Origin of the sequence: Mesorhizobium sp. M1A.T.Ca.IN.004.03.1.1, assembly GCF_003997555.1 — a bacterium.
GTDB lineage: Bacteria > Pseudomonadota > Alphaproteobacteria > Rhizobiales > Rhizobiaceae > Mesorhizobium.
In genome coordinates this window covers 1-261 of the sequence record NZ_RZTV01000534.1, presented here as the reverse complement: position 1 = coordinate 261, position 261 = coordinate 1, and the positions used below count along the sequence as shown (strand labels likewise).

Annotated in this window: 1 pseudogene; it reads right to left on the bottom strand. The window is 65.1% G+C overall.

The features are described 5' to 3' along the window. Window positions 1–145 precede the first annotated feature (145 nt). Window positions 146–261: pseudogene (locus tag EOD29_RS38080) on the bottom strand (carbohydrate ABC transporter permease); the annotation flags it as partial.

The following is a 261-nucleotide window of genomic DNA, read 5'->3' as shown; positions in this document are numbered from 1 at the left end:
CAGACGATCATCACGGGCCAGTCGGCCGAGATCGACGCAATGCGCGACATCCAGACCCGCCTGTCCTGCACCGGCTGAGCCGGAACAGCGAAGGGGCGTGGCATCCGATCGACGGATGCCACGCCCCTCGGCGTTCGTGCGGGACTCAGCCCTTGGTCGCTCCGGCGAGGAGACCCCGGACGAAGAAGCGCTGCAGCAGGAAGAACACGATCAACGGAACGAGGATCGAGATGAACGTTCCGGCCGACTGCAGGAACCACT